The organism is Desulfofundulus sp. TPOSR (genome assembly GCF_011393055.1).
In the GTDB taxonomy this organism is placed as follows: Bacteria; Bacillota; Desulfotomaculia; order Desulfotomaculales; family Desulfovirgulaceae; genus Desulfofundulus; species Desulfofundulus kuznetsovii.
Map to the genome: position 1 here is coordinate 817527 of NZ_JAAOEF010000001.1, position 17596 is coordinate 835122.

18 protein-coding genes and 1 tRNA gene are annotated in these 17596 nt (G+C 55.2%); 4 read left to right on the forward strand and 15 right to left on the reverse strand.

Translation table 11 applies throughout. From position 1 onward, the window contains the following. Positions 1-14: 14 nt before the first annotated feature. Together G7K71_RS04145 and rmuC are read right to left on the reverse strand one after the other, a co-directional pair. Complete coding sequence (locus G7K71_RS04145; RefSeq protein WP_166343720.1) at positions 15-272, reverse strand: hypothetical protein; 258 nt, start codon at positions 270-272, stop codon at positions 15-17. 18 nt (positions 273-290) lie between these two features. Continuing rightward, positions 291-1667 carry a DNA recombination protein RmuC gene (gene rmuC, locus G7K71_RS04150; protein ID WP_166343722.1) on the reverse strand — a complete coding sequence of 459 codons (1377 nt, stop codon included), beginning with the start codon at positions 1665-1667 and terminating at the stop codon, positions 291-293. A 311-nt stretch (positions 1668-1978) separates the two neighbouring features. On the opposite strand from rmuC, the gene G7K71_RS04155 reads away from it, so the two are divergent. Both G7K71_RS04155 and G7K71_RS04160 read left to right on the forward strand, forming a co-directional pair. Continuing rightward, positions 1979-2242, forward strand: coding sequence for a metalloregulator ArsR/SmtB family transcription factor (locus G7K71_RS04155; RefSeq protein ID WP_313884885.1), 264 nt, complete (start codon positions 1979-1981; stop codon positions 2240-2242). A gap of 7 nt (positions 2243-2249) precedes the next feature. Next, on the forward strand, positions 2250-4388 hold the full coding sequence (locus G7K71_RS04160; RefSeq protein WP_243174555.1) for a heavy metal translocating P-type ATPase: 2139 nt from the start codon (positions 2250-2252) through the stop codon (positions 4386-4388). A 91-nt stretch (positions 4389-4479) separates the two neighbouring features. On the opposite strand, the gene G7K71_RS04165 is transcribed toward G7K71_RS04160, so the two are convergent. From G7K71_RS04165 to G7K71_RS04220, 12 genes are all read right to left on the reverse strand, one after another. Further along, positions 4480-5109 (reverse strand): ATP-binding protein, encoded by a 630-nt coding sequence (locus G7K71_RS04165; protein ID WP_166343724.1) that lies wholly within the window; start codon positions 5107-5109, stop codon positions 4480-4482. A gap of 147 nt (positions 5110-5256) precedes the next feature. Continuing rightward, complete coding sequence (locus tag G7K71_RS04170; protein ID WP_013821638.1) at positions 5257-6276, reverse strand: pyruvate carboxyltransferase; 1020 nt, start codon at positions 6274-6276, stop codon at positions 5257-5259. Between the two features lie 36 nt (positions 6277-6312). Next, on the reverse strand, positions 6313-7092 hold the full coding sequence (locus G7K71_RS04175) for an enoyl-CoA hydratase-related protein (protein ID WP_166343726.1): 780 nt from the start codon (positions 7090-7092) through the stop codon (positions 6313-6315). Positions 7093-7106: 14 nt separating this feature from the next. Then, positions 7107-8654, reverse strand: coding sequence for an acyl-CoA carboxylase subunit beta (locus tag G7K71_RS04180; protein ID WP_166343728.1), 1548 nt, complete (start codon positions 8652-8654; stop codon positions 7107-7109). 436 nt (positions 8655-9090) lie between these two features. Then, on the reverse strand, positions 9091-9393 hold the full coding sequence (locus tag G7K71_RS04185; protein ID WP_013821635.1) for a spore coat protein: 303 nt from the start codon (positions 9391-9393) through the stop codon (positions 9091-9093). Between the two features lie 32 nt (positions 9394-9425). Then, positions 9426-9647, reverse strand: coding sequence for a hypothetical protein (locus G7K71_RS04190; RefSeq protein WP_013821634.1), 222 nt, complete (start codon positions 9645-9647; stop codon positions 9426-9428). Between the two features lie 165 nt (positions 9648-9812). Then, positions 9813-10706 (reverse strand): radical SAM protein, encoded by an 894-nt coding sequence (locus G7K71_RS04195; protein WP_166343730.1) that lies wholly within the window; start codon positions 10704-10706, stop codon positions 9813-9815. Positions 10707-10755: 49 nt separating this feature from the next. Beyond that, positions 10756-11847, reverse strand: a complete 1092-nt coding sequence (ychF, locus tag G7K71_RS04200) for a redox-regulated ATPase YchF (RefSeq protein ID WP_166343732.1) — start codon at positions 11845-11847, stop codon at positions 10756-10758. Positions 11848-11883: 36 nt separating this feature from the next. Then, positions 11884-12717, reverse strand: coding sequence for a carbon-nitrogen hydrolase family protein (locus G7K71_RS04205; RefSeq protein WP_166343734.1), 834 nt, complete (start codon positions 12715-12717; stop codon positions 11884-11886). Between the two features lie 59 nt (positions 12718-12776). Further along, positions 12777-12998: a NifU family protein gene (locus G7K71_RS04210; RefSeq protein ID WP_013821630.1), complete on the reverse strand. Its 222-nt coding sequence runs from the start codon at positions 12996-12998 to the stop codon at positions 12777-12779. A 90-nt stretch (positions 12999-13088) separates the two neighbouring features. After that, positions 13089-14438, reverse strand: coding sequence for a zf-HC2 domain-containing protein (locus tag G7K71_RS04215; protein WP_166345085.1), 1350 nt, complete (start codon positions 14436-14438; stop codon positions 13089-13091). A gap of 14 nt (positions 14439-14452) precedes the next feature. Further along, positions 14453-15049, reverse strand: a complete 597-nt coding sequence (locus tag G7K71_RS04220) for an RNA polymerase sigma factor (RefSeq protein ID WP_166343736.1) — start codon at positions 15047-15049, stop codon at positions 14453-14455. A gap of 393 nt (positions 15050-15442) precedes the next feature. On the opposite strand from G7K71_RS04220, the gene G7K71_RS04225 reads away from it, so the two are divergent. Both G7K71_RS04225 and G7K71_RS04230 read left to right on the forward strand, forming a co-directional pair. Then, positions 15443-16774 (forward strand): transposase, encoded by a 1332-nt coding sequence (locus tag G7K71_RS04225; protein WP_166343144.1) that lies wholly within the window; start codon positions 15443-15445, stop codon positions 16772-16774. 271 nt (positions 16775-17045) lie between these two features. Then, positions 17046-17134: transfer RNA gene (locus G7K71_RS04230), tRNA-Leu, on the forward strand. Positions 17135-17307: 173 nt separating this feature from the next. Here the strand turns inward: G7K71_RS04230 and G7K71_RS04235 are convergent. Further along, positions 17308-17547, reverse strand: a complete 240-nt coding sequence (locus G7K71_RS04235) for an MIT C-terminal domain-containing protein (RefSeq protein ID WP_166343738.1) — start codon at positions 17545-17547, stop codon at positions 17308-17310. Positions 17548-17596: the final 49 nt, after the last annotated feature.

Here is a 17596-nt window from a genome sequence, read left to right on the forward strand (position 1 = left end):
CTTTTTAGGTTATTTTAACCGGACCAGTTCCGGGCTATCATAAACCGACCTGCAACGTAAACACCTCCTGGAAAAACAAAAAACCCGGTTCCGTGCCGTTTAACAGGACAAAACGAAAAGCGAATTTCCAGAACAGAAATTTCTAAGTTCCACGGAACGCTGACAAAACAGGTTCGGTGAGCAGCACGCAGCTGCACCCCCACTTGCACCGTGTTCCACCCGCGTTTTGCCCGCAGAACAGGCGGGACAGCACCCTGCAGGAATTCAAGCACGGCTGCCCCCCCCACGCCCTACTCCCGCTCCGGGGGCAATTCCCGCAGCGCGATTTCCACCTGGCTTAAGGGCAAAAGTTCCTTGCCCGGCATGGCGGCTCCCAGTTCTTTTAAACGCCTGGCCCCCGGCACCACCCGGCTCTCCCAGGAACCGACTGCATTGTTAAAAGACTGGGTGGCCTTCTGCAGGCCATCCTTTATTTTAGCCAGGTGTCCGGCAAACTTGCACACCCGCTCGTAAAGCTCCATGCCCGCTTCGGCAATTTGCCGGGCGTTTTCGGCCATTTGATGCTGTTGCCAGCTCAAGGCCACTGTACGCAAAAGGGCAATTAAAGTGGTGGGAGTGGCCAGCAGCACCCGGCTGGCCAGGGCATCTTCAATCAACCGCCGGTCCTGCTCCACGGCGGCGCTGAAAAAGGATTCCCCCGGCAGGAAAAGAACTACGAAATCGGGGCCGGGCGTAAACTGGCTCCAGTAGGCCTTGGAGCCCAGGGACTGCATGTGCGCCCGCACGGCCTGGGCATGTCTTTGCATGGCCTGGCGCCACGCGTTTTCATCGGCAGATTCGGTGGCTTCCATGTAGGCCTTTAACGGGACCTTTGCATCCACCACCACCGTCCTGCCCCCCGGAAGCTTTACCACCAGGTCGGGACGCAGCCGCCCCCCTTCCGTTTCCACCGAAACCTGTTCCACAAAGTCGCAGTACGGGGACATGCCCGCCACTTCCACCACCCGGCGCAGGGTTATTTCTCCCCATCTCCCCCGCACCTGGGGGGCTTTTAAGGCGTTTACCAGGTTGCTCGTCTCCCTGTGCAGCAACTGCTGGGTCTGGCTGAGCTCATGCAGCTGCCTTTTCAAGCTTCCATAAGCTTCCTGGCGGGCATTTTCCATGGCCCGCACCTGGGCCTCATACCGGGCAAGCTCTTCTTTCAGGGGCTTGATAAGGGCATCGATGGCTTCCTGCCGCTTCTGGAGATCGCCCCGGGCTTCCACAACCACACCTTCCAGCACCTGGCGGGCCAATTCAATGAAAGCCTGATTGTTGCTTTTTAAAGCTTCGGCAGAAAGGGCTTTAAAGGTATCGGTAAGGCGCTGGGTGGCTTCGGCAAGGAGTTTTTTCTGCTCGGTAAGGCTGTTTCTGGCCTCTTCCAGGGAAGTTTCCGCCCTGACCCGGGCCTGGTGTTCCCGGACCACCTGCAGGCGGAGATCATTTAATTCCTGCTGCACCTGGTTTAGCTGCTGGCGCAGCTCGGCATTAATGCCTTCCGCCGCCATCGCCTTGCTCCGGGCGGCCATAACCTCAGCCGACAGGGCCCGTATACGGATGCCGGCCAACAGCCAGCCGACCAGCACCCCGGCAGTTACCCCTGCCAGCAGGTACAAAGCTTCAAACATGTCCGTTAGATCATCTCCTTTCCACCGAACACCTCCATTTTACTCCAGCCCGGGCACAGGGAGCAACAACCGGCAAACATACCCCCTCCGGGGCCCAACGGACCGGTTTCACGCCGACAACATTTTAGCAGCTTGACAAATGGTGATTGGCAAAAATATAATTCAATTAAGCAATTGCTTAATCTTTTAAGATTAAATAAGAGGGGGTAATCCACACGGCCAGACATACATCCTGCAACGATGTTTGTGATACCTTTTGTCTATCCACTGATATAGAAGATCTCAAGGGCAAAGTGCTGGAAGTAGCCGGTTTGTCGGAACTTTTTAGGGTGCTGGGAGACGAAACCCGCACCAAGATCCTCTACCTCCTGTCCTACAGGGAACTTTGTGTATGTGATCTGGCGGAAATCCTGGAAATGAGTTTGCCTGCCGTTTCCCACCACCTCCGGCTGCTGAAGGCAATGCGCCTGGTGAAGTACCGCCGGGAAGGGAAAATGGTCTATTATTCCCTGGATGACGACCATATCGTCAACCTGATCCGGGAAGCCCAGGCGCACTTTGCGGAAGAGCGGTGAGAGGAGTATGTCCATGCGCTACACCCTGGTTGGTCTTGACTGCCCCAGTTGCGCGGCCAAAATAGAGCACGAATTGCAACAGATTAAGGGGCTGGAACATGTTGCCATCAACTTTGCCAACCGCACCCTGGAGCTGCCCCCGGAGCTGGCTAGGCGGGCCCAGGAGGCTATTCATCGCATTAAACCCGGGGTTACGCTGTTAGAACTCCGTGAGGCCAAACAGGCAAGTGAACTTGCGACCGGTAAAAGAAACCTTCTGGTAACCGGCATCTCGGCCGTCCTTCTGGTTGTTGGCTTTCTCTTCCAGGAATCCCTGCGCCAAACCCCTTATTCCTGGGCCGAGTACCTGGTCCTGCTTACCGCCTACCTGCTGGTGGGCAGCGAGATCCTCCGGGCCGCTTTGAAAAATCTTGTGCGCGGAAAAGTTTTTGACGAGAATTTCCTCATGAGCCTGGCCACCCTCGGAGCCATAGCCATTCACCAGTTGCCCGAAGCGGTGGCGGTAATGCTCTTTTATTCCATCGGGGAGTACTTCCAGGAAAGGGCCGTTAATCGATCCCGCTGCTCGATAGCCGCCCTTCTGGATATCCGTCCCCACTACGCCAATTTGCTGGTGAACGGCGAAACCAGGCAGGTAAAACCGGAGGAAGTGGTAACAGGCCAGATCATTGTGGTCCGCCCGGGCGAAAGGGTGCCCCTGGACGGCGAGGTTCTGGAGGGAGTGTCCTTCGTAGATACCTCGGCGCTGACGGGAGAATCCGTACCACGCAAGGTGGAAAGGGGAGAAAGAGTCCTGGCCGGCATGATCAACGGCCAGGGCCTTCTGACCGTAAAGGTAACCAGGCCTTTTAAGGACTCCTCCGTAGCCCGGATCCTGGAACTGGTGGAAAATGCCGCGGCTAGAAAGGCCCCCGTAGAAAAGTTCATTACCACCTTTGCCCGCTACTATACCCCGGCAGTGGTGCTGGGAGCCCTTGCGCTGGCTTTTATACCCCCGCTGGTGGTTCCCGGTGCCACCTTGTCCCAATGGCTCTACCGGGCATTGATTTTCCTGGTCATTTCCTGCCCGTGTGCCCTGGTCATTTCCATACCCCTGTCCTATTTTGGCGGCATCGGCAGGGCCTCCCGCCAGGGTATTCTGGTCAAGGGGGCTAATTACCTGGACGTACTGGCCAACCTGCATACGGTGGTCTTTGATAAGACAGGAACCCTCACCCGGGGGGTTTTCCGGGTCAGCCGGGTGGTAGCTCAAAACGGCTTCCAACCGGAGGAAGTGCTGGCTTACGCTGCGGCGGCCGAAGCCTACTCCACCCACCCCGTGGCCCAGTCCATCCGGCAGGCCTGGGGGCGGGAAATTCCCCCGGACAGTGTGAGCAACTGCCGGGAAATCCCGGGGTACGGCATCCTGGCCCGGGTCGCGGGCAAAAACGTTCTGGTCGGGGGGAACCGCCTCCTGAAGCGGGAGGGGATCTCCCATGGCATCTCTTGCGTAGAAGACAACACGGTATTTGTAGCCATTGATAAAACCCTGGCCGGGTACATCGTCATCAACGATGAAATTAAACCCGATGCCCGCCAGGCCATTGCCAGGTTGAAAGCTCTGGGGGTAAAGAAAGTGGTCATGTTGACCGGCGATGAGGAAAGGGCTGCCCGCCGGGTGGCCGAAACGCTGGGCATGGATCAGTATTACGCCCAGCTCCTGCCGGAGGACAAGGTGCAACGGGTGGAAGAACTTAAGGCCAACCTGCCTGCCCGGCAGAAGCTGGCCTTTGTCGGTGATGGCATCAACGATGCCCCCGTTATTGCCAGGGCCGATGTGGGGGTGGCCATGGGCGGGCTGGGTTCCGATGCGGCCATTGAAGCCGCCGACGTGGTGCTCATGGAGGATGCTCCCTCCAAACTGGCCACGGCTATGGAAATTGCCCGCCACACCAGGGTAATCGTCAAACAAAACATCATCTTGGCCCTGGGCATGAAAGCCTTCTTCCTTGGCCTGGGAACCCTGGGGCTGGCCACCATCTGGGAGGCCGTCTTTGCCGACGTGGGGGTCGCCCTGCTGGCCATACTCAATGCCACGCGGGCTCAAGCTCCTTCTTTGCCGGCGGTTCGAAAGGCACAACCGGGTGGGTACGGCCGGGCCATCTAGGCCCAGGGCCGCGCACCGGACCCGCACGAACATAAATAATTGGGCGGCGGTCGTTCCGGAACGGCCGGCCGCCCTTTCCATCGAGAAGCCATTAAACCGGGCAGCTTCCATTTTCGTTCCGCAAAGCCACCTCGTGGATGGCAGTACAGCGCTTGCGCTTTTCCACAAAACCGATTTTTTCCTTAACCGTCTTTACCCTGGTTTCCAGGTCTCCCTTTACTATGGTGTAGGGTACATTCATGATGTCCAGGAAATTTTTTATTTTGGCATCCACGACCACGGCAAAATCATTGTCCTGGTACCTGATGCCGTCTTTTTCCACATCAAATTCCCGGGGCACGTAAAAGATGTCATACTCGGGCAGGTCGCGCATGGCCCACTCGTACAGCTTCATCAAGGCGTAAACTTCCTTCGGGTTCTTGAAATCACAGCTCAACAGGCCGTACACGTAATTCAAAATGGTGGCGTTGTCGCAGAAAATAATGTCGCAGTAGGAAAGCTCCTCTTCCCGGCGCTTTTGCCCCTCGTAGAGCAGAAACTGTTCAAAAATGCTCCTGGGCACCCCGTACCAGGCAATGTATGAGCGGGCAAATTCCAGGCAAACGTCACTTATATAACCGGCCATGCTGTAATCCACATCTAACTGTTTACACAACGTTGTTTTACCCGTACCCGGACCACCAAGAATGGCAATCTTTCTGGTCTTTTTACCTTCGGCCATATTCTCAATCCTCCCCTCTCCAATGTTCGTGCTTTAAACATTCGCCGGAGGACCACCGGTTTCCTTTTGCCGGTAAAATGCATAAGATAAAAAAGACCCCTTCCGCCAGCCCGGCGCGAGGGGCCTTTAATGGTCAAACCCCGTTGTTTACTTATGCCCCGTGGGCCCTTTGGGAATGCGGCCGGTACGGATACATTCGCTGCGCAGCCGCCTGCCGACAATTTTTTCCACCATGCGCCCGATTTCCAGCACCCGGTCCACATCAACCCCCGTGTCGATGCCCATCTCGTCCATCATCACCACCATATCCTCGGTGCAGACCAGGCCGACAATGTTGGGGTCCTGGTAGTAATATGAACCGGTACCGGCGACGGGAACGCCGTCGACAAAATTGGCCGGCTGGCCGCCGATGCCGCCCATGGTACTTTCAAAATGGTTGATGCCGGCCAGCAGGGCGGCCAGCACATTGGCCAGTCCCCAACCCCGGGTCACATGGAAGTGGGCGATGTGCAGGTCCGGGTTGGGAAAAGCATCCAGAACCATGGAAAAATAGTCGTACACCCTGTTGGGCGGGGCGGAACCGTCATGGTCCGCATGCTCGATATCGTCGGCCCCCAGCTCCAGAAAGCGCCTGGTTACCTCGACAGCCGCCTTCATGTCCGTAGGCCCTTCAATGGGACATCCCCAGATGGTGCTCACGGTGCCGTTAAATTTCATCCCCGCATCGTGGGCCTTTTTAATGCAGCGCTCCACTTCCGCCCAGTAGGCCTTGTGGTCCAGGCCGGAGTTCTTAATCTGATGGGACTCGGAAGTGGACACCATCATGAGAATACGGTCCGGACCGTAACCCTCCTGCCGCGCGCGAATGGCCCGGTCCACCGCCTTTTCCCGGATGGTTACGGCCGTCAGTTCCACCCCGGGCAGTTTATCCTGCACCTTTTTGCTGGTGCGGATGAGCTTGAAAAGCTCCTCCGCATCGGCAAACTGGGGCATTCCCCGGGGGTTGCCGAAATTGGTCACCTCCAATCGTTTGAAACCGGCTAAAATTAACTGCTCCAGTACCCACAGCTTGGCCAGGGTGGGGATGAATTTTTCTTCGTGCTGGAAGCCATCCCGCACGGTGATTTCGCCCAGAACCACCTTTTTAGGATATTTTAACTCCCCCATACCCATTCCTCCTCAATCTTATCAATGCTTGAGGAATTACCTGTTCCTGTACACCGGCTTTCTCTTTTCATTGAAGGCGCGCAGGCCCTCGTCCCTGTCTTCCGTAGCCAGGCAAACGTTGTAGCATTCCGCCTCCAGGGCAAAGGCGGTATGCAGATCCAGCTCCAACCCCAAATTGATGGCCCGTTTGGCCTGCTGCAGGGCAATGGGGCCGTTCCGGACTATTTCCTGCATAATCTCCATGGTCCTGGCCATCAGGTTTTCCGCCGGAACCACATAGTTGACCATGCCCAGCCGGTAGGCCTCGGCAGCGGATATGCGCCGCCCGGTAAAAATGAGTTCCTTGGCTTTAGCGCGTCCAATGACCCGCGGCAGTAGCTGGGTCCCTCCCCCAGCCGGAATAACGGCCAGGCTTACTTCCGGCAGGCCAAAGAATGCCTTTTCCGAGGCGATGATAAAATCGCAACCCAGGGCGAATTCGCACCCCCCGCCCAGGGCATAGCCGTTCACCGCCGCCACCAGGGGCTTGGGAAACATGACCACCGCTTCAAAGGCTTTGACAAACAGGGCCCTTTGTTTCTTCACCTCCGCTTTGGTCATGTTCTTTCTTTCTTTTAAATCCGCCCCCACACAAAACGCCCGGTCCCCCTCGGCCGTAAGTACCGCCGCAAACACCTGGTCGTCCAGTTCCAGCTCCTCCAGAGCCGCCACCAGTTCCCGGGCCATCTGCGTGCTCAGGGCATTCAGGGCCTGGGGCCGGTTAAAGAAAATGATCCCGATTTGCCCCCGCTCTACCTTGATGGTTTTGTAATTCATTTCCCCGACCTCCCCTATACCGGATAAACCGGATGCTTGCGCTCGGAAAAATGCTGTCTTTTCGATTCATAAAGATTGAAGCGGGCGATCAATTCCGCCCGTAAATCCCCGGGCCGTACAATATGATCCACCACCAGCTCCGAGGCCAGCCGGTAAATGTCCACATCCTCAAGATATTCCTGTTGTTTTTGCTGGATGAAAGCCGGTCTTTCCTCCGGGGGCAGGGCATTGATCTTGTTCTCGTAAACGGCCTTGACTGCCGCCTGGGGCCCCATCACGGCCACCTGGGCGCTGGGCAGGGCCATACAGCAGTCAGGTTCAAAGGCCGGGCCGCACATGGCGTACAGGCCTGCACCGTAGGCCTTGCGTACGATGACCGAAATTTTGGGCACCGTGGCCTCGGAAACGGCGGAAATCATTTTGGCCCCGTGGCGGATGATGCCCTGCCGCTCCACATATCCGCCGACCATGAATCCCGGGACGTCGGCAAGGAAAAGCAGGGGAATATTAAAGGCGTCGCAAAGGGTAACGAACCGGGCACCCTTATCGGCCGAGTCTACAAAGAGCACGCCCCCCTTTTCCCGGGGCTGGTTGGCCAGCAAGCCCACCACCCGGCCGCCAATGCGGCAGAGGCCGGTAATCAGCTCCGGGGCAAACAGTTTCTTTATCTCAAACCAGGTTCCCCGGTCAATTAGCCGGTCAATTACCTCGTACATGTCAAAGGGTTCGCTCTCCCGAGCCGGTACAATATCGGCGATATCCCGTCCTTCTATGGGAGGCTCTTCCATGGCCATGGGCGGCCGGCCCAAATAGTTCTGGGGCATATAGGTCAGGTAGCGGCGGCAGGCTTCAATAGCTTCCGCTTCCGTTTTGCAGAGCAGGTCACCGCAGCCGCTGACGGTGCAGTGCATGCTGGCGCCCCCCAGATCCTCCAGCGTGGTCTTCTCCCCAATGACCATCTCGACCATGCGGGGGGAGCCCAGGTACATGCTGGCATTGCCCTCCACCATGAAAACCACGTCGCAAAAAGCCGGGATATAGGCCCCACCCGCGGCGGAGGGACCGAAGAGCAGGCAAATCTGCGGCACCATGCCCGACATTTTCACTTCGTTGTAAAAGATGGCTCCGGCACCCCGGCGACCGGGAAACATCTCCACCTGGTCGGTAATGCGGGCCCCGGCGGAGTCGACAAGATAGATCATGGGGACCTTCATATCCATGGCCGTCTCCTGGATGCGCAGGATCTTTTCTACCGTGCGCCAGCCCCAGGAACCGGCCTTCACCGTGGAATCATTGGCCATCACACAGACGGTGCGCCCGTGGATCCTGCCTATACCGGTGATCACCCCGTCGGCGGGAAGGTCTTCCGCCAGGTTGTTGGCAAACAGGCCGTCCTCGCAGAAAGGGGCGCCGGGATCCAGGAGGAGCTTTAGCCTGTCCCTGGCAAAGAGTTTGCCCTTCCCGGCATTGTTCCGGTGATATTTGGGCGCCCCGCCGGTTTTTATGCGTGACTCCTTTTCCACCAGCTCCGCATCCAGGCTTTTTAAATCCACGCCATCCATGCTCTCATCTCCTCACATTCCTCCTGCTATCACCTGTCTACCAGCTTTCATGAGCTGTTTTTACTTCAATACCGGCCATTATCATGGACCCGCCGATGCAAAAGGGCTGCGGGGTGCACGTTTTGGCTCCTGAAACGTAAAAAACTCTTCCCCAGATGCAGGAAAAGCAAGCCTACCAGCAACTTGCCGCTTTATACAATGGTGGCCTTCCGGCAAAGTATTGTTCCTACGGTTTACACCATCCCCCTTTCAACCCGCATTCTTAAGCAACCTTCCGGCCACTGTTTTTGATTGTTTACACGATACAAAGCTGGCAACCGGCAGAAGGAAAAAGACCGGGCCCCTTTATCCCCGGTCTTCCCTTTCTTGTTTTTAACTACAGGTACCCGCTGTAGCGGGCTTTGGCCGTATTCGTTTACGGGAGTCCCGAACCGGTTTACATTTGCGCGGGACCCATTCCAGGGGCCATTCTCCCCATTGGACCCTCGGGCCCACGGATGTTGGTAGCTTCCGGTCCCATAGGCGTACCCGTGAAAACAGGATCGAGAGGGTACCAGCCCCGGGAGTGCATCAGATCAAAGATCTGCTTTTGGGTGTGCATTTCTTCATTGTTGATATGGATGAGGGTGTTCCGCACCCGGTCATTGGCCGCTTCCAGCACGGCCATGTGATAACCCGTGGAGATCATCTTGGCTCCGGTGAGCATATCGGCCAGGATATCCCGGTCGGAAAACTGCATTGCTCACACCTCCTGTGTGTGGAAATTGGAAATTAGTGTTGCGCCATGCGCGGCAATCCGGCATCCTGAAGCAGGTTGTTCAGGGTGCTGATATGCCGCTGCCCTTTGTCAATGCACTGCTGCAGCAGGCCCTGGATGGCCGGGTCCCTGGTCTGATTGAGGTAAAAGCGGGCTTTCTTGGTGCACAGTTCCTCAGCCCTTAACTGCTCCATAATGTGAAGCTTCTCCATTTCGGTCATCCGCCAGTGATGCATTTGTTCCACCTCCTCTCGCGGCCTAGTATTTCACAGGAAAAGTATTTTATACCACCTTTTTAAAACACTGTTACCAAACCCCATAAGAAAAAGCGGCGGTCGTTCCGGATCCCTTGCCGCATCAGGAACGACCGCCGCTTAAGCGGTGAAGAGGATTTTCATATCTTACGCGTAAATCCGCCGCAAACCGCATTCCCGGGCAATTTCCACCGCCCGGTGAAACTCCTCCCGGGTAATCCGCCGGGAAAGTTCCGGATAACGGCGGGCTTCGTGGGCCGGGTAATATTGATCCATGATATTTACAAAGGTGTTGGGGGATATTTCCCCGGCCAGGAATTTCATCACCTCCCCGGTACGGGCGAGGTCTCCGGGCATGACCAGGTGACGCACCAAAAGCCCCCGCACGGCAATGCCCCGCTCATCTACCACCAGGTCCCCTACCTGCCGGTGCATTTCCTTAACCGCCTGTTTGGCCACCGTAAAATAGTTGGCCGCCCGGGTATAGCGCTCACCAATCTCGTCATCGCCAAACTTGATGTCGGGCATGTAAATATCTACTACCCCGTCCAGCAACTTTAAAGTGGGCAGGGCGTCATATCCACCAGTGTTGTAAACCAGGGGTAGATTTAAGCCATCGCCCGCGGCAATATACAAGGCCTCCAGTATTTGCGGCACATAGTGGCTGGGGGAGACCAGGTTAATGTTATGACAGCCTATGTCCTGCAATTCCAGCATGGCATTGGCCAGCTCCCGGGCAGTCAGTTCGCTGCCTTCGCCGTACTGGCTTATGTCGCAGTTCCGGCAAAAGCGGCAGGCCAGGTTGCAGTGGGCGAAAAAAATGGTTCCTGAACCGTGCCGGCCCACCAGGACTTCCTCTTCCCCAAAATGGGGCCCCCAGCTGCTCACCGCCGCCAGCCGGCCGCCCCGGCAAAACCCCTTCTCTCCCTCCAACCGGTTGACGTGACAGTACTGGGCGCAAACCGTGCAGTCAGCCAGGAGATCCACCGCCTTCTCCACCCGGGCCGCCAGTTCGTCCGGAAAAAGATCGCGGTAACCCATAGCTCAAGAAGCCCCCAATTGCCATTTTCTCCTATTATACGTTTTTACCTTACACATTAAACCGGAAGTTGATAATGTCCCCATCCTGAACAATGTAGTCCTTGCCTTCCAGGCGGGCCAGACCTTTTTCCCTGACCTTAGCCATGGAACCCAGCTGGTAGAGGTCATTAAAGGCCACCACTTCTGCCCGGATAAACCCCCGCTCCATATCGGAATGGATTTTACCGGCAGCTTTTTTGGCACCGGTACCCTTGCGAATGGTCCAGGCCTTGACTTCATCCTCCCCAACGGTAAAGAAGGAAATTAAACCCAGTTCCTCGTAAGCGGTACGTACCAACCGGTCCGAGCCAAGTTCCTCGACCCCCAGATCAGCCAGGAACAGTTCCCGGTCTTCCGGCGACAGCTGGCTGATTTCCATCTCCAACTGACCGCAAATTTCAATGATTTTCAGCCCCCGGGCCGATGCCGCCTCCTCCAGGGCCTCCCGCCCTGAATACCGCCTCGATTTAAATTGCTCTTCATCGGTATTCACTACCAGAATCACGGGTTTTTCGGTTAAAAAATTATAGTTGCGCAGTACCGCCCTTTCTTCTCCGGTAAGCTCCACCTGGTGCAAAGGAACCTCGTTTTCCAGAGCAGCCAGGCACTTTTCCAATACTTCCAGTTCCAAGGCGCCCTCTTTATTAATCTTTTTACCGGATTTAATGCGGCCAATTCGCTTTTCCAGCAACTCCATATCGGCCAGGAGCAGCTCCAAACTAACTGTTTCCAGATCCCGCAGGGGGTCAATTTCCCCATCCACATGGGGAACATCCGGGTTGGCAAAGGCCCGGAGCACATGAACCAGCAGGTCCACCCCCCGGATACCTTCTAGAAACTGGTTTCCCACTCCCTTGCCCTCACTGGCTCCCCGCACCAAACCGGGCACATCACTGCACTCTACCTGGGCGTAAATGGTGCGGCGGGGGTTATACAGGCGGGAAAGAAAATCCACCCGGGGATCCCTCACCCGGGCCATACCTATATTGGTCTCGGTTCTGCCGGTCATAAAGTTTGAAGTCTGTACACCGCTTTCGGTGACCAAATTAAAGATGGTTGTCTTGCCTACCATGGGCAGGCCCACAATGCCAAAACTTAACATCTGCTCACCCCATTCTTTTCTATTCTACCAGAGGGATTACGGGGCGAGCAACTCCAGGGCATAGACATCCGTACGCCGGTGACGCAACAAAGGCAGTTCCGAGCGAATCCTCTCAATCAAATCCAGATCTATCTCGGCATAGATAATCTCTTCCCCTTCCCGGGCCATGCTGACCACATTCCCCCAGGGATCCACTACCAGGGAGTGGCCATAAACCACATAGGGTGCCATGGGATCCCGGGCCGGAGACGCCCCGATGAAATAGGCCTGGTTATCAATGGCCCGCATGCGGAAAATCAGCTCCCAGTGGGCCGGGCCGGTGGTCATGTTAAAGGCCGCCGGGATCACCACCACCCGGGCTCCTTTTAACACCATCAACCGCATGAGCTCGGGAAAACGGATATCATAGCAGATGGCCACACCCAGGTCGCCCAGTTCCGAAGGAATCACCGTAACCTGATTTCCGGCACCGAGGGTGCTGGATTCCTTAACCGTTAATCCGCTGGCCAGCTCCACATCAAAAAGATGCATCTTCCTGTGTTTCCCCAGTAACCGCCCGTCAGGAGCAAAAATAAAACTGGTGTTGTAAACCTGATCGCCATCCCGTTCCGGCAGGGAGCCACCCACCAGGTAAACCCCTTCCTCCCGGGCCGCCCGGGACAGCATCTGTAAACTGGGCCCTTCCGGATAACTCTCTGCATACTGGGGGAAAAGCCTGGCCACGTAAGGACAATTAAACATTTCCGGCAGAACCACCAGCCTGGCCCCCTGTTTCGCGGCGCGGGCAATCATCTCCCGGGCGCGGACAAGATTTTTTTCTTTTTCCTGGTGTATGATCATCTGACATACGGCCACCTTGTACCGTTGCACCTGGGCCACCCCCTTTTATAGAAAAAACCCCTGCTCGTGCAGAGGCTTTTTTCACGGCTTTAAACTTGAATAACTTCTTTAACCTCCGGAATTGCCTGCTTGAGCGACCGCTCAATCCCCATTTTCAGGGTATAGGTGGACATGGGTCACCCGCCACAGGCACCTTTTAACCTGACCTTTACCACACCATCGGCACCGACATCCACCAGTTCCACGTCGCCGCCGTCCCGCTGCAGGGCAGGGCGTATTTTATTGAGTACTTCCTCAACTTTTTCCCGCAATCCCCTCTCCCCCTTTCCTGATTTTTAAAGACGGTTAAACCTAGTATAGGTTTGCCCCTGAAAACTTATTCTCTGGCGTTTTGCCCTACCCTATTTTACCTGCAATTGGTCCTGCTGGCAAGAAGAATTTGCACACAATACAAGCTCCACCGTGGTCTTTTGGGCGGCTTCGGACAGGGCGTGCAATTGACCCGTTATTTTTCTAATCTCGCCCTGCACCCGCTCCAGTTCCGTTAAATCGGAACCTGTTGAGGAAAGGAGTTCTTTTTCCTTCTCCTTTAAAAGGTTCAGGTTTTTCACCAACCCGTTGTATTCCAGGGTGACATCCCGGAAGTTGGTCCGGGGTCCCTTGACCTGTCCCAAACTCTTAAGTTCCTCCTGAAACCCCGGCCAGTATTCATTGGAGATAACGATCATCACTTTAGACTGCCCTTGCGGCTCTTCCGGTCCCGCCAGGGCGTTATATTTTTGCACCAGGTTTAATACTTCTTTTCTGGCTTTACTGATATCGGGTACTTCCAGAATAAGCACGACCTCTTTAATGGTTTTGACACCGGTTTTGACATCGTCCCCACCCGGGGAATCTTCAGGCTCTTGCGCCATTTCAGCCTGGGGAGCATTTAATGGGCTTTTTTCGCCGGCTTTGGCCCGCAGTTCTCCGTTTGAACCAGAACGGCTGGTGCCCGCGGCCCATTTGCTTTGTTCCCCGGCGGTTGTTTCCGGCGAACTAAAGGCCATTAATTTTGGGGCATTTTGCCGGGGTGCCGCGGGGGGCGGGTCAGCGTGAACTTTTTCCTTTACGACGCCGCCGGATTGAGGATGCCGGCCGGCAGGACTATCAATACGTATATTTGCCTGCTGGGATAACTCCCCGCCCTTTCCGTCACCTTCGCGCAGCGCATAATTTGTCCCGGCACGATCTTCCTGTCCTCCTGCCTGAATTTCCCCGTAACCATCCCCATCTTTAGAAGACCCGGTTCCCGATTCAAGAGTTTCCGGCCGGAGCCCTGAAGGGGCGGTGCTCACCTCTTTTTTAAGGGAACGGTCAGCCACGCTTATCGATGGGGCGGTATCCCGGCCCTTCTGCCAGGGCCAAAGGCTCTGCGGAAGGATATGACCGGCCCAAACCGAGGTCAAAGAAAAGACGACCACCAGTATGGCTGCAGCAGCAATAAATTTAGGCCAGCCCAACCGGAACCTGCGCCGGGGAGCGTAGAGACGCTGGCCTTCCAGCTTATGAAGCAACTGCTCCCTAAAGGACTCCGGGGGAGACACCTCGGGGAGACCGCGCAGCAGTGTCACGCTGGCCACTAAATCTTCCCACTGGCACCGGCAGGTCGCACAATCTTCCAAATGCGCCTTTATTTGCGCTTGCTGGGAGGGTTCCACTTCACCGTCCAGGTATGCCGAAAGAAGTTCCTGGATCTGCTGACAACGCATATGTCATCCCCCCTTTACTTAACGAGACGTGGCCGGAACGCAAAAAGTTCCCGCCGTCCGGATATTTTCTGCCGGAAGGCCTGACGGGCGCGGCTAAGGCGGGATTTAACCGTCCCCGGGGAAATGTCCAGGGCCGCAGCTATTTCAGCGTAGGAAAGACCCTGGATCTCCCGCATGACCAGAACCAGCCGGTACTCCTCGGGCAGTTCGTTCAAGCAAGCCTGCACCATTTCCTGAAACTCCCGTCGCTCCAAAACGTCGTCAGGAGAAAGGCTGTCTTCAATGGGAGGGAGAGGACCGGTCGGATTAGCCGCCATTTCATCCAGCGAGGTTTTTTTATGGCGTTTCTGCCGGCGCAATTCGTCCCGGCACAGATTGGCGGTAATGCGATAAAGCCAGGTAGTAAAACTGGCTTCGCCCCGGAAGCGGGGCAAAGCCTGGTAAACCCTGATAAAAACCTCCTGAGCCAGGTCGGAGGCATCGCTGTAATTGCCGGTAAAACGGAAGGCAACGGTAAAAACTTTCTTCTCATAACGGCGTACCAGTTCTGAAAAGGCTTCCAGATCGCCCGCAACGGAACGGTCTATTAATTCCTGGTCATCCGGGTGCAACAGGATTCACTCCCACCGGGCAAAATATGGCGCTTTTGCCCTAATGAAATATATTTTTCTATAAACGGAAAGCCAATCCTGCTCACCCCCGGAAAATGACGGATTTTACCCTGACAATATCACAGACGGATTACACAGGAAAAGGAGCTAATTGCGATGTTCGGAAGTAAAGATGAATAGGCCGTTTTAGGGCATTGACATAAATATTTTACCCCGGCACGGTTCAGGTTTTATGCGGGTTGTGGGCATGGGCAGATATCGTTTTAGCAAAATTGACCCCAAAGAAGAAAAACAAAGGAACAGCGAAAAAGGATGAGAAATAAGAAGGGAACCCTCCTTTTCTGGCGAATTCTTTTTTATATCCCCAAAAAAGAACCAGAGGAGGTTTCCCTTATGGCTATTATACCACAACAACGACTTTTTGGGTGGCGGGAAATTGACGAACTGGGTGATTTGGAACGCCTGGTCCTGGTTCTCGAATATCTACCCGACGAGGAACTGATACAAAAGCTGGAGCGAGAACGTGGGCACGGCCGCAACGATTACCCGGTACGAGCGGTCTGGAACTCAATCCTGGCCGGGGTCGTATTTCAGCACACGTCTGTTGAGAGTCTGCGGCGGGAACTTAAGCGGAATGCCCAGTTGCGGGAACTATGTGGGTTTGATCCAGCTCGGGGCGAGGATGCCGTTCCACCTTCTTATGTATACAGCCGCATGTTAGTAAAACTGATGCAGCACGCCGATGAAGTGGAAAAAATATTTACGCGGCTGGTGGATGAAATAAGTACCCTGTTACCGGATTTCGGGCGGGTGCTGGCCCTGGACAGTAAAGCTATTAACAGTCTGGCCCGGGGCAAAAAGCGGGATGAAGAAGAAAAGGTTCAAAGGCCTGATGGGCGCCGCGACACTGATGCCGACTTTGGTAAGAAAACGTACCGGGGGCGCAGAAAAGACGGTACCCTGTGGGAAAAAGTAGTTTCCTGGTTTGGCTACAAGCTTCATCTCATAGTTGATGCTGTATATGAGCTACCCGTAGGCTTTACGGTGACAAGAGCATCAGCCAGTGACGTGAAAGAGGGGCATAAGCTGATTGAACGGGTGGTCGAACAAAATCCGGAGATTATAGATCGTTGTGAGGCATTAGCGGCGGATAAAGCCTATGATGACATCAAACTAACCATGAAACTATGGGACGAATACCAGATCAAGCCCGTGATTGACATCCGTAATATGTGGCAGGACGGCGAGGAGACGCGGCTGGTGACCGGTAAAGGGAACATCGTTTACGATTACTGTGGAACGGTTTATTGCCACTGTCCCGAGACAAACAAGCGTCGCGAGATGGCTTTCGGGGGATTTGAAAAGGACCGGGGAACCTTGAAATATCGCTGTCCTGCCCGGCACTACGGGGTGAAGTGCCGGGGAATGGAGCAGTGTTCCGCAACGGGTGGAGTGCGTATTCCTCTGGCAGAAGACCGGCGGGTCTTCACGCCCTTAGCGCGGTCCAGTTACAAATGGAAGACAACCTATAAGAAGCGTACGGCCGTGGAAAGGGTAAATGCCCGTCTGGATGAGGTCTATGGATTTGAAAAGCATTTTATACGGGGCCTGAAAAAGATGAAGCTGCGTTGTGCACTGGCCCTGATGGTGATGCTGGCGATGGCCGTAGGCCGGCTACGACAAAAACAAGGAATAAATTTGAGAAGCCTGGTAAAGGCGGCCTGAGAAGGACCAATCGGAGAAATTACACTACGGGAAGGGCGCCCCCCCAAGGGGGTGTTAGGGTAAGTATGCCCTTTGACAGGGGTGGTAAAGGATATATAAGCCATTTGCCCCAATATTAGGTTAATATCTCTGTCCTATGGCTTGGAAAACGTCCATGTCTGGTATGGGCGTTAGCCTCCCAGAGGGCAAAAATGTTTACAACGCAAATAGCTCGAAAAGGTTGGGGCATTGACAATTCACCGGCGATGTGCTAACATTTAAATTACTGTATGCCGAAGTGGTGGAACTGGCAGACGCGCCGGACTCAAAATCCGGTGGGGCTCACACCCCGTGCGGGTTCGACTCCCGCCTTCGGCACCATGAGGAAATTCAAGGGTTTGCGTCCATGGGAGGAAATGCCATCGACCACAGGAAGAGTGCTAGTCCGGTGGTCTTGAAATGGCACGCAAGCCTTACCGTATTCAACCCCTTCCGACTACCCGTTTCGTAAAAACTTGGGTGGCGAAGGGGGTTTGTTTTTTCGCCTTCACCGCTCAGAACACTTTAAAAATATCCACCTTTGTCTCCAGGCATTTGCGTAAGGACAGGTCACTGGCGCCAATTTTGAACCAGCTATTGGGTTTCTGGTAGAAATCGAGGCCTCGCCCAATTTTGATTACCCACCCGTTGTCCAGGCGGATTTCACGGTCGTGCAAGTTGGGATTTAGTTTAACATCCAGGACAATGTCCAGCTCAAGCAGGCTTTGCTTTAGCTCACCGAGTTTATCGTGCATTTCTGAGATTTTGATATTCTCATCATAAACTTGTAATCAGGTTGATCTG

Excerpts from the sequence above, each read along its gene's own strand:
- G7K71_RS04190 (WP_013821634.1), bottom strand. The coding sequence starts at position 9,647 with ATGCATCACTGGCGGATGACCGAAATGGAGAAGCTTCACATTATGGAG.
- G7K71_RS04175 (WP_166343726.1), bottom strand. The coding sequence starts at position 7,092 with ATGAATTACAAAACCATCAAGGTAGAGCGGGGGCAAATCGGGATCATT.
- G7K71_RS04215 (WP_166345085.1), bottom strand. The coding sequence starts at position 14,438 with ATGCGTTGTCAGCAGATCCAGGAACTTCTTTCGGCATACCTGGACGGT.
- G7K71_RS04225 (WP_166343144.1), top strand. The coding sequence starts at position 15,443 with ATGGCTATTATACCACAACAACGACTTTTTGGGTGGCGGGAAATTGAC.
- G7K71_RS04170 (WP_013821638.1), bottom strand. The coding sequence starts at position 6,276 with ATGGGGGAGTTAAAATATCCTAAAAAGGTGGTTCTGGGCGAAATCACC.
- rmuC (WP_166343722.1), bottom strand. The coding sequence starts at position 1,667 with ATGTTTGAAGCTTTGTACCTGCTGGCAGGGGTAACTGCCGGGGTGCTG.
- ychF (WP_166343732.1), bottom strand. The coding sequence starts at position 11,847 with ATGTTAAGTTTTGGCATTGTGGGCCTGCCCATGGTAGGCAAGACAACC.
- G7K71_RS04165 (WP_166343724.1), bottom strand. The coding sequence starts at position 5,109 with ATGGCCGAAGGTAAAAAGACCAGAAAGATTGCCATTCTTGGTGGTCCG.
- G7K71_RS04235 (WP_166343738.1), bottom strand. The coding sequence starts at position 17,547 with ATGCACGATAAACTCGGTGAGCTAAAGCAAAGCCTGCTTGAGCTGGAC.
- G7K71_RS04185 (WP_013821635.1), bottom strand. The coding sequence starts at position 9,393 with ATGCAGTTTTCCGACCGGGATATCCTGGCCGATATGCTCACCGGAGCC.
- G7K71_RS04195 (WP_166343730.1), bottom strand. The coding sequence starts at position 10,706 with ATGGGTTACCGCGATCTTTTTCCGGACGAACTGGCGGCCCGGGTGGAG.
- G7K71_RS04160 (WP_243174555.1), top strand. The coding sequence starts at position 2,250 with ATGTCCATGCGCTACACCCTGGTTGGTCTTGACTGCCCCAGTTGCGCG.
- G7K71_RS04180 (WP_166343728.1), bottom strand. The coding sequence starts at position 8,654 with ATGGATGGCGTGGATTTAAAAAGCCTGGATGCGGAGCTGGTGGAAAAG.